A 9,995-nucleotide genomic window follows, 5' to 3' on the forward strand; every position below is an offset into this window, starting at 1 on the left:
AGACTCGGGGCGCGGTCAGGGGGGAGGGTGGAAGGGCGATTTTAGGGCTTGAAAGCGCGGCTGGGCTCATGCCCTGCTTTGATAGAGGTCAAGGCCCGCCGAATCTCAATCCAGCAGCACAGCCGCAGCGGTGCGGTGGCTGGCGCTGTCAACCAAAATCAGCGCCCCCAGCGCGCGCGACTGCGCGTAGGCCACGGTCGGCAAGGGGGCCTGCAACTGCAGTTCGACGCGGCCGATGGCGTTGGCCTCCAGCCGCTCGGCATCTTCTTGCTCCAGGGTGTGGATGTCGAGCCGGTGCAGCACGCGCAGCACCTTGGCCTTGACCCAGCGGTGCTGGTGCAGCGCCCAGTATAGGCGGCCGGGCTGCAGCGCTTCGTCGTCAAGCCACGCCACGGTGGCGCTCAGGTGCTGGTGCGCCGGGTAGGGGATGGCGGCTGGGGCTGCCGTGGGGGCACTGGCCAGCAGCCAGTCGCCGCGCGACACGTCGAGCTCGCGCTCCAGCAGCACGCCGGCGCTGTGGCCCGCCGCCACGGCCTGTGGCTCGCGGCAGCGGTTGAGCACCTGCACCACGCGGGCGCGCTGGCCGCTGGGGAAGACCTGCACTTCGTCGCCTGCCTGGATGCGCCCGGCGGCAACCCGGCCCCAAAAGACGCGCCGCCCGCTTGGGGACGCTACTGTGGCGCCATCCGCGCCAGCCGCACCAGTCCCCACATCGGCCGCGCCGGGTTTTTCTACCCACTGCACCGGGAAGGCCAGCGCGGCCTCGGGCGGCGGGGCGGTGTTGGGCAAGTGCTCCAGCACTTCGAGCAAGGTGGGGCCGTGGTAGCCGCACCAGCCCTCATGCAGGTGGCCGCGATCAACCACGTTCCAGCCCTTGAGCGCCGAAATCGGCAGCACGGCGTGTACGGCCAGTCCGGCCTGCTCGGCAAAGCGCTGCAAGGCGGCGCGGATGTGCTCAAAGGCCAGCGCCGCATCGGCCACCGCATCGAGCTTGTTGACGGCAAACACCAGGCTGGGCACGCGCAGCAGGTGGCAGAGCAGGGCGTGGCGGCGCGTTTGCGCCAGCAGCGGCAGGTCGGGGCGCTGCCAGTCGAGCTTGGTGGCATCGACCAGCAGCACGGCGGCGTCGGCGCTGGAGGCGGCCGTGACCATGTTGCGCGTGTACTGCTCGTGCCCCGGCGCGTCGCCGATGATGAACTTGCGTCGCTCGCTGCTGAAGTAGCGGTAGGCCACGTCGATGGTGATGCCTTGCTCGCGCTCGGCGATCAGGCCGTCGGTCAGGCGCGCTAGGTCGATCTGCTCGCCCGCGCTGGCGCTGTGCTGCGTGACGCCGGCCAGGTGGTCTTGCAGCACCGCTTTGCTGTCGAGCAGCAGGCGGCCGATGAGGGTGCTCTTGCCGTCGTCAACCGAGCCGCAGGTGATAAAGCGCAGGGCATCCATTAAAAATATCCTTCGAGTTTGCGTTTTTCCATCGAGGCCTCGCTGGTTTGGTCGTCCATGCGGGTGGCGCCGCGTTCGCTCAACTGGGCGTTGAGGGTCTCGGCCACAATCTGCCCCGCCGTGGCCGCCGTGCTGGCAACCGGGCAGGTGCAGGTGATGTCGCCCACGGTGCGAAAGCGCACGCTGCATTCGATCACTTCCTCGCCCGGCTGCGGCGGGGTGAGATCGGTCACGGGCACCAGCAGGCCGCGGCGCTGCACCACCTGGCGTGGGTGCGCGTAGTACAGGCTGGGCAGGGCGATGCGCTCGCGCTCGATGTACTGCCAGACGTCGATCTCGGTCCAGTTGCTGATCGGGAACACGCGGAAATGCTCGCCCGGTTGCAGCCGGGTGTTGTAGAGGTGCCAGAGTTCGGGGCGCTGTGCTTTGGGCTGCCACTGGCCGAAGGCGTCGCGGTGGCTAAACAGGCGCTCTTTGGCGCGTGCCTTTTCTTCGTCGCGCCGGGCGCCGCCGATCAGGGCGTCGAAGCGGAATTCGTCGATTGCCTCCAGCAGCGTGACCGACTGGTGCGCGTTGCGGCTCTGCCCCGGATGCGTCAGCCGCACGCTGCCACGCGCCATCGAGTCTTCCACCCGGCGCACGATCAGATCGGCCCCGAGCTCGTGGGCGCGCTGGTCTCGGAAGGCCAGCACCTCGGGGAAGTTGTGGCCGGTGTCGATCATCAGCAGCGGGTAGGGCAGGCGGCCGCGGCCAAAGGCTTTTTCGGCGCAGCGCAGCAACACCAGCGAGTCTTTGCCGCCGGAAAACAGCAGCGCCGGGCGCTCGAAGGCGGCGGCAACTTCACGCAGGATGAAGATGGTTTCTTCTTCCAGCGCGTCGAGCTGGCTGTTGTCGAGCTGGGGCGGGGCGGTATGCGGTGTGGCGGAATGCAGCGCGCTTTCCGTGGCTGCATGCAGGCCGCATTCTTTGGCGCCGTCTTGCTCCCACCACCAGCGTCCGGCACGAAAATCTTCCCCCACGCTCACGGCGCGGGTGCAGGGTGCGCAGCCGATGCTGGGGTAGAAGCGGTCGTGCAGCGGGTTGTAGTCGAGGTTGTGGCGGGCGATGTGGTGCCAGACATCGCCCCAAGTCCAGTCGGCCAGCGGGTTGAACTGCAGCAGCCCGGCGCTGGGCCGATCGGCGCGCGCGGGGTCGAGGTCGCTGCGGTCGATTGGGGGCACCTCGGCGCGGGTGGCGGATTGTTCGCGCCGCAAACCCGTCACCCAAGCCCGCTGGCCCTGCAGCGCCCGGCGCAGCGGCTCGACTTTGCGGATGGCGCAGCAGGCCTGGCGCAGCGCCACGCTGCGGCGCATGGCGTCGGGGCCTTCGCGCTCCACGAAGGCCTCGGCGGTGCCGGGCTGCGGGCGGTAGATGTGCACGGGTTGCACGGAGGGCTGGGTTGCCGACGGCGCCGCACGGGCTTGGGTGCGTGCCAGCAGTTCCAGCGTCTCGGGGTGCAGGGCGCCGGTGTCGAGCACGCACATCGGGATCGGCAGTTGCAGGGTTTCGATCAGGTGCCGAATCACCACGTCTTCGGCCCCCAGGCTGGAGGCTTGCACCAGCGGCTGGCATTCGTGGGCGGCTTGTTGCAGCAGGGCGCGGCTGCGCGCCAGCTTGGCCTCGAAATCGGCGCTGGGCTGGGCCTGCTGCAGGGCCAGTTGGGCATTGCTCATGGGTGCGCTCCAGTGGCGGTGGGGGTGGCGGCAAAGCGCGGCAGCGGCTGCTGCGCGTCGCCTTGGTAAAAACCGCCAAACTGCTGCAGCAGGCGCTGGCCGTGGGTCGGGTTCTGGTCGGCGCGCAGCAGCGCTTCGTCAAAACCGCAGCGCTGCAGCTGCAGCAACTGGTCGATCAGCACCTCGCCGGTGGCGCGCAGCAGGCCCCGGTAGCCCAAACGCCGGCGCAGCAGCACCGCCTGGCTGTAGGCGCGGCCGTCGGTGAACTTGGGGAACTGCAAGTCGATGCGCTGCACGCCTTGCAGGTCGAGCGCTTGCGCACCCGAAAGGGGATGGGGCAGCAGCTCGAAATCCGGTGCCAGCGTGAGCACGCCAGCGGCGTCGGCCGGGGCCGCTTCGGCCTCGTGTGGGGTCAAGAGTTTCATGGGAGAAAAATCAGCTCGGGAGTGGTGATCAAAGTGCCTCGGCGGCCTGTTCTAGGCTGCGTGCGGTGGCCACGCGCACCGCGTTGGCGGCGGCCTTGAAGGGCTCGTGGCCGAGGCGGTGCAGGGCCTGCAAAAAGCGCTCGCCCGGCGCGCGCAGTTCCTGGTAGGTTTCCAAAATCGCCTCGATCGCGTCGCAGACCTCGCTGGCGGTGAAGGCCGGCCCCAGCACCTTGCCGGCCGCGGGGGCGCCGCTTAAGCGCGAGCCGTCGGAGCCGCCCAGGGCGATCTGGTACCACTCTTGGCCGTCTTTGTCCACGCCCAAGATGCCGATGTGGCCGCTGTGGTGGTGGCCGCAGGAGTTGATGCAGCCGCTCAGGTGCAGGTCGATCGGCCCGAGGTCGTGCAGTTCGTCCAGGTCTTGGTAGCGCTGCGTGAGGGCCTCGGCGATGGTGAGCGAGCGCGCGTTGGCGAGGTCGCAAAAGTCGCCGCCGGGGCAGGCGATGAGGTCGGTGAGCAGCCCGATGTGCGCTTGCGCCAACCCAAGGCGGCGCGCGGCGCGCCAGAGCTCGGGCAGTTCCTCGCAGCGCACCCAGGGCAGCAGCAGGTTTTGCTGGTGCGTCACGCGCACTTCGCCCGCGCTGTAGCGGTCGGCCAGTTCGGCCACGGCGTCGAGCTGGCTGGCGCTGGCGTCGCCCGGGGCTTGGCCCAGGCGCTTGAACGAGAGCGTGACGGCGCGCAGCGCCGGGTTTTGGTGCGCGTGCACGTTGCGCTGCAGCCAGCGCTCGAACTCGAGGTCGTCCTCAGCGCTCAGGCGCAGCAGCCGCGCCACGCGGTCGTCGGCACAGGGTTCGCTGCCTAGGCGCGCCGGGGGCGCAAAGCAGGCGCTCACGCGCTCCAATTCAGCCACGCTGATGGTGTGCGGGGCCCCGTCTTGCAGCACGATGCGCTGGTACTCGGCCTGCACCTCGTCGAAAAAACGCTGCCCTTGGGCGCGCACCAAAATCTTGATGCGCGATTTGTACATATTGTCGCGCCGGCCCCAGGCGTTGTAGATGCGCACCAGCGCTTCCAGGTAGTTGAGCAGTTGATCCCAGGGCAAAAAATCGCAAATGGTGCTGGCCAGCACCGGCGTGCGCCCCATGCCGCCGCCCACCAGCACCGTAAAGCCCAGCGCACCGGCCGCGTTGCGGCGCAGTTGCAGCCCCACGTCGTGCCAGTGCAGCGCGGCCCGGTCTTCCAGTGCGCCAACGATGGCCACCTTGAACTTGCGCGGCAGAAAGGCGAACTCGGGGTGCAGCGTGCTCCACTGGCGCAGGATTTCGGCATAGGGGCGCGGATCGGCCACTTCGTCCGGCGCGATGCCGGCCAGCGCGTCGGTGCTGATGTTGCGGATGCAGTTGCCGCTGGTTTGGATGCCGTGCATGTCGACGCTGGCCAGCAGATCCATCACCTCGGGCGCATGGTCGAGCGCGATCCAGTTGAACTGCACGTTCTGGCGCGTGGTGAAGTGGCCGTAGCCGGTGGGCAGGCGGCTGGCGATGGCGCGGCCGTCGCGCAGTTGCACCGCGCCCAGCCGGTTCTGCGCCGCCACGGCCCCTTGGAACACCGCCGCTCCGGGCTGGTCGTACTCGCGTGCAATGCGCGCCAGCACCCGCACCTGCGCGCTGGAGAGCTCGCCGTAGGGCACGGCCACGCGCAGCATGGGCGCGTGGCGCTGGATGTACCAGCCGTTTTGCAGCCGCAGCGGCCGAAAGGCCTCGTCCGAGAGCGCGCCGTCGCGGTGCCGCTGCCACTGGTCGCGGAACTGGGCCGCGCGCTGGCGGATGAACTGGCGGTCGAAATCGGTGTAAGAGTACATGGAGGCGCTGGCATGAAGGGTGAATGGCCGTTGAAGCGGCATGCGGGCGACTTTATGCGTATTCTTAATAAACTCAAACTATAGTTTTTTTATTGGACTGTAGCTTTTGGTTATGAGCGGTGCTGTGTTGGACGGGGCCATAATGGCCTCATTGGCCTGCGGGCTGGGTTGGCCGTCACCGCAGCGAGAGGCGTTGATTGCCGCGGACGGTCTAGAGGCCGACATCGTTTCGTCATCAGACCCTGCTAATTTGCAAACCATGAACACCATGAGCCGAACCGAAACCCTACACCCGCAAGGCAGCACGCTGCCGGCGCACGACCGGCGCGGGGCCAGCGAAGCCGTGGCCGCTCGCAGCGCGGCGGCCCTGGACGCGCAAGCCATGACCCAGATGGCCCATTGGGCCGCTGGCGTCTCGCCGATTTCGCTCGCCTTGGCTTGGACCGATTGGGCGCTGCATCTGGCGTCGTCTCCCGGCTCGCAGGCGCGCTTGGCGCGTCGTGCGGTCGAGCAAGGCATGCGCTGGACACAAGACTGCGCGCAGGCCGTTCAGCCAAGCCCAACGCCCCTGCCAAACCCAGCGCCACAGCCCGATGCGGCCGCCGTCAATCCCTTCGATGCAATGCTCGATGACGACAGCCGCTTTAGCGCCCCCGAGTGGCACAACTGGCCTTGGCGGGCGCTCGCAACGGCCAACATCGTGAACGAAAAGTGGTGGCAAGAGGCCAGCAGCCTGCGCGGCATGCAAGACCACAGCCGCCACCAGATGCATTTTTATGGTCGTCAGTTGCTCGATCTGGCCTCACCCAGCAACTGGCTCTGGAGCAACCCACAGGCGCTGCAGGCGGCATGGCACAGCGGCGGCCAGACCCTGCTGCGCGGCATGGGCATGGCCTTCGACGAATGGCGCCAGCAAAAAGGCCTGCCGGCGTTGCGCCCCCATGGCGCCGAGTTGGGCGTAGGCCGCGGCCTGGCCATGACCGAGGGAGAGGTGGTGCTGCGCAACAACCTGATCGAGCTGATCCAGTACCGCCCCAGCACGCCCCAGGTGCAGGCCGAGCCGGTGCTGATCATCCCCTCGTGCATCATGAAGTACTACATCCTCGACTTGTCGCCACACAACTCGATGGTGCGCTGGCTGGTGGGGCAGGGGCACACGGTGCACATTGTGTCGTGGCACAACCCCGATGAAAACGACGCCTTGCTGGGCATGGACGATTACGTGCGCGATGGCGTGTTGGCGGCGCTCGATTTCATCCACTCGCGCGACCACGAAGCGGTGCACCTGGTCGGCTACTGCCTAGGGGGCACCTTTGCGGCGATTGCGGCAGCGGCGCTGGCCGGGGGCGATGCGGTGCTGAGCACGCACGATGCGCAAGACCCCCAATTGCCTTTGGCCAGCCTGAGCCTGCTGGCCGCCGAGGTGGACTACACCGAGCCGGGCGACATGGGGGTGCTGATCGACGAGGCGCAGGTGCGCCTGCTCGAAGACGTGATGGCCAGCAAGGGTTTCCTGACCGGCAAGCAAATGGCGGCCTCGTTTCAGTTCCTGAATTCGCGCGATTTGGTCTGGTCCAATCAGACCCGGCGTTGGTTGCTGGGTGAGCAGGACTTGCCCAACGACCTCATGCTCTGGAACGCCGACGTCACCCGTTTGCCGGCGGTGATGCACAGCCAGTACCTGCGCGGTTGTTATTTGAACAACGATCTGGCCGAAGGGCGCTACCTCTACGAGGGGCGCCCAATCTCGCTGCGCGACATCCGCATCCCGGTGCTGGCCGTCGGCACCGTCAAAGACCACGTGGCACCATGGCGTTCGGTGTACAAGGTGCACCGGCTGGTGTCGGGCGACGTTACTTTTGTGCTCACCAATGGCGGGCACAACGCGGGCATCGTCTCGGAGCCGGGGCGCCCGCGCCGCCACTACCATAGCCTGCACAGCTCCGCGCACCAGACTTGGCGCACGCCCGACGAGTGGCTGGCACAGGCGCCGCGTTTCGAGGGCAGTTGGTGGCCGGCCTGGAGCCAGTGGCTGGGCGAACAAGGCAGCGGACGCCAGGTGGCGGCGCGCATGCCCGTGCACGACCCGGATTTGGGCGCCGCACCGGGCCAGAATGTCAGGGTTTGCTACGGCGACTGAAGCGCTGCGCCAGCAGCATCTGCGCCAGCCGTGGCTCCAGCGGCCACGTCTCGCCGTGCAACTGCGCCGCCAGCACCTCGCCAGCCAGCACCGACAGCGTCAGGCCGCGCGCGCCCAGCCCGGTGAGCACGTGCAGCCCGGGCCAGCGCACGGCGTCCAGCACCCCCACGGCGGGCAGCCGGTCGGGCAGGGTGCAGCGCACGGCGGCCCAACCTTGGGCGGCTTGGAAAGCGGGCTGCATCAGCGTGCCCAAGCGCGGCAGCAGGCGCTGCAAGCGCGCCTGGTTGGCGGCGTGGTCGGCCGCCGTCACGGCCGCCGAGGTGTTGCCGCGCTCGAAGGTGGAGCCCACGATCCACATCGGCGCGCCGCTGGGGCCGTCCATGCCATGTAAAAAGCTGCCGTAGCCATTTACCGGCCATGGCGGCAGGGCAGCGCGTGCCGCTGCCGGTAGCTCGTTCAGCGCGCCCCAACTCACTTGGCCACGCAAGGCGTGCAGGGGCAGGGGGCTGCCTGACTCGGTGCTTGGCTGGGTGCCTGCCCCATCGGCGCTTGCAAGCAGTCCGCGCACGGAAAAGCCGGCCGCCAGCACCACCAGCGGCGCTTGGGCCAAGGTCTGCCCGTGGGCGTCGAACAGCGCCCAGCCCTCGGGCGTGGGCTGCAGGCGTGCAACCGCGCAAGCCCCACGCCACTCAATGCCGGGCTGCGCCAACTGGGCTTGCACCAGCCGCGCAGGCCGCATCCACGCGCCACAAGGGTGCCACAGGGCGCTGGTGGCGGGTTGCAGTTGGTCGAGCTGCGCTTGGGCCAAGCGTTCGGGGCTGGCCTCCACGCTCCAACCGTCCATTGGATTGGGGCTGCCAGGGGCGCAAGGTGGCAAGGCGCGTGCATGCTCGACCCGGCGCTCAAGTACACCCGTGGCGGCCCAGTCGGTGCCCGCGGGCAGCAGAGCGGCCAAACGCGCCAGGGTGGTGCTCACCCCAGCGCGGCTGATGCGCGACAGCGGCGCGTCGTCGGGGGACACGTGCGGGGCCACCAAGCCCGCCGGCAAGGCCGAGGCCCCGGCGGCTGGGGCAACAGCGGCGTCGAGCACCTGCACCCGCCAGCCGCGCTGCGCCAGGCTGTAGGCAGCTGCCGAACCGGCCAAGCCAGCCCCCACCACCACGGCGCGGCGCGGGAGTTCGAGCAGCGCAGCGTACGGGGGCGCCGCAGCAGCGGGCGCGCCTACCGGAGTGGACACCTTGCGGCCTTGCCGTGCTGGGGCCGTTTAGCGTGGGCTGGGGGGCACGTAGCCCGCGGCCTGGTCGGCCCCGGAACCAAAAAAGTGCTGCTCCATCTGCCGCGCCAGGTACTGGCGTGCCCGCGCATCGGCCAGATTGAGCCGGTTTTCGTTGACCAGCATGGTTTGGTGCTTGAGCCAGTCGGCCCAAGCCTGTTTGCTGACCTGCTCGTAAATGCGTTTACCCAGTTCGCCCGGGTAGGTGGGGAAATCCAAACCCTCGGCTTCTTGGCCGAGTTTGATGCATTGAACCGTGCGTGCCATTGGAGTGCTCTTAAAAAATGTGCGGTGAGGGTGCCAGCAACCTTGGAATGTACCAAGCTTTGGCGGTCATGCGCCGCAGCGTCTAGGGCAAGCCCAGGCTCGTGGGCGGGCTGTATCGGAAACCAGCCAGCTTTAGGGTTTGCGGATTTACAATCGGGCTTTAATGTAAGGGCTGGGGGTGCGCTGCGAATGCCATGAGCTACCCCCATCCGAAGCGAGCAAGACCATGAGCCAACAACCCCCGCCTTTCGAGATTCACGTGCATGGCGACGTGCCCCTGCGCGAAGAGGTGGACTACCCACAGATCCAGGACGCGCTCAAGCCGCTGTGGAAGTACGTGGGCGCGCGCTCGCTGGTTGACGCCGCGGCCAGCCAGTACGAAGAAGAGCCCGGCATTCGCTTCGAGGCCAAAGAGCGCGTGTTGCAGATTTGCTGGACCCTCGAAGGCGATGAAGATTTTCGACTCGCCATCGACGAAGCCTGCATGGGCCTCAACGAGATTGCCGCCACCGGCGCCGCGCTCGAAGTGTCGTTCTACGACATCGAGTTCGATGAAGAAGACGCCCCCGAAGACGAAGAGGCGCGCGACGACTTCGTGCTGTGCTTTGTGGGCCCCACGCCTGCGGCCATCATGCAGGTGCAGCGCGATTTGCTGGTGCAAGACGTGGTCAACCTGATGGAGCGCCACTTTGACGCCTCCGAGCTGGGCGACGTGGTGGCCTCGATCGACCGCCTGTTTAGCAGCCGCTTCGACTCGCTGGTGAGCTCGATGCAACTGGGCCGCCCGCCGCGCGGCTCCGGCCCCAGCGGCGGGCACGGCGGGCCGCGCAAGCCGCGCCATCTGCATTGAGCTTTTGAGTAAGGGCCCCCAGCCGTGGGG

Annotated in this window: 8 protein-coding genes; 2 read left to right on the forward strand and 6 right to left on the reverse strand. The window is 68.0% G+C overall.

Annotation, left to right across the window (positions count from 1 at the left end):
• Positions 1-105: 105 nt before the first annotated feature.
• The 4 genes from SRAH_RS03870 to SRAH_RS03885 are packed head-to-tail and all read right to left on the reverse strand — an operon-like array spanning position 106 to position 5,435.
• Positions 106-1,440: a sulfate adenylyltransferase subunit 1 gene (locus SRAH_RS03870; RefSeq protein ID WP_029462037.1), complete on the reverse strand. Its 1,335-nt coding sequence runs from the start codon at positions 1,438-1,440 to the stop codon at positions 106-108.
• Positions 1,440-3,152, reverse strand: a complete 1,713-nt coding sequence (cysD, locus tag SRAH_RS13115; protein ID WP_076606979.1) for a sulfate adenylyltransferase subunit CysD — start codon at positions 3,150-3,152, stop codon at positions 1,440-1,442. Before cysD ends, SRAH_RS03870 begins: the two co-directional genes overlap by 1 nt.
• On the reverse strand, positions 3,149-3,577 hold the full coding sequence (locus SRAH_RS03880) for a DUF934 domain-containing protein (protein WP_029462039.1): 429 nt from the start codon (positions 3,575-3,577) through the stop codon (positions 3,149-3,151). Before SRAH_RS03880 ends, cysD begins: the two co-directional genes overlap by 4 nt.
• Positions 3,578-3,605: 28 nt before the next feature.
• Positions 3,606-5,435 (reverse strand): nitrite/sulfite reductase, encoded by a 1,830-nt coding sequence (locus tag SRAH_RS03885; protein ID WP_029462040.1) that lies wholly within the window; start codon positions 5,433-5,435, stop codon positions 3,606-3,608.
• A 259-nt stretch (positions 5,436-5,694) separates the two neighbouring features.
• Between SRAH_RS03885 and SRAH_RS03890 the strand changes: the two genes are divergently transcribed.
• Positions 5,695-7,575, forward strand: coding sequence for a PHA/PHB synthase family protein (locus tag SRAH_RS03890; RefSeq protein ID WP_052369076.1), 1,881 nt, complete (start codon positions 5,695-5,697; stop codon positions 7,573-7,575).
• On the opposite strand, the gene mnmC1 is transcribed toward SRAH_RS03890, so the two are convergent.
• The gene (mnmC1, locus tag SRAH_RS03895) at positions 7,553-8,812 is read right to left on the reverse strand and encodes an FAD-dependent 5-carboxymethylaminomethyl-2-thiouridine(34) oxidoreductase MnmC1 (RefSeq protein WP_232840982.1); all 1,260 of its coding nucleotides are present in this window, start codon (positions 8,810-8,812) and stop codon (positions 7,553-7,555) included. The genes SRAH_RS03890 and mnmC1 overlap by 23 nt on opposite strands.
• Before the next feature lie 27 nt (positions 8,813-8,839).
• Positions 8,840-9,115: an oxidative damage protection protein gene (locus SRAH_RS03900; RefSeq protein ID WP_029462043.1), complete on the reverse strand. Its 276-nt coding sequence runs from the start codon at positions 9,113-9,115 to the stop codon at positions 8,840-8,842.
• A gap of 226 nt (positions 9,116-9,341) precedes the next feature.
• On the opposite strand from SRAH_RS03900, the gene SRAH_RS03905 reads away from it, so the two are divergent.
• Positions 9,342-9,965: a DUF6806 family protein gene (locus tag SRAH_RS03905; protein WP_029462044.1), complete on the forward strand. Its 624-nt coding sequence runs from the start codon at positions 9,342-9,344 to the stop codon at positions 9,963-9,965.
• Positions 9,966-9,995: the final 30 nt, after the last annotated feature.

The organism is Serpentinimonas barnesii (assembly GCF_000696225.1).
GTDB classification, from domain to species: domain Bacteria; phylum Pseudomonadota; class Gammaproteobacteria; order Burkholderiales; family Burkholderiaceae_C; genus Serpentinimonas; species Serpentinimonas barnesii.

What these genes read in the sequence shown, in the direction of transcription:
- SRAH_RS03870 (WP_029462037.1), bottom strand. Translation starts at nt 1,440, where the DNA reads ATGGATGCCCTGCGCTTTATCACCTGCGGCTCGGTTGACGACGGCAAG.
- cysD (WP_076606979.1), bottom strand. Translation starts at nt 3,152, where the DNA reads ATGAGCAATGCCCAACTGGCCCTGCAGCAGGCCCAGCCCAGCGCCGAT.
- SRAH_RS03880 (WP_029462039.1), bottom strand. Translation starts at nt 3,577, where the DNA reads ATGAAACTCTTGACCCCACACGAGGCCGAAGCGGCCCCGGCCGACGCC.
- SRAH_RS03885 (WP_029462040.1), bottom strand. Translation starts at nt 5,435, where the DNA reads ATGTACTCTTACACCGATTTCGACCGCCAGTTCATCCGCCAGCGCGCG.
- SRAH_RS03890 (WP_052369076.1), top strand. Translation starts at nt 5,695, where the DNA reads ATGAACACCATGAGCCGAACCGAAACCCTACACCCGCAAGGCAGCACG.
- SRAH_RS03900 (WP_029462043.1), bottom strand. Translation starts at nt 9,115, where the DNA reads ATGGCACGCACGGTTCAATGCATCAAACTCGGCCAAGAAGCCGAGGGT.
- SRAH_RS03905 (WP_029462044.1), top strand. Translation starts at nt 9,342, where the DNA reads ATGAGCCAACAACCCCCGCCTTTCGAGATTCACGTGCATGGCGACGTG.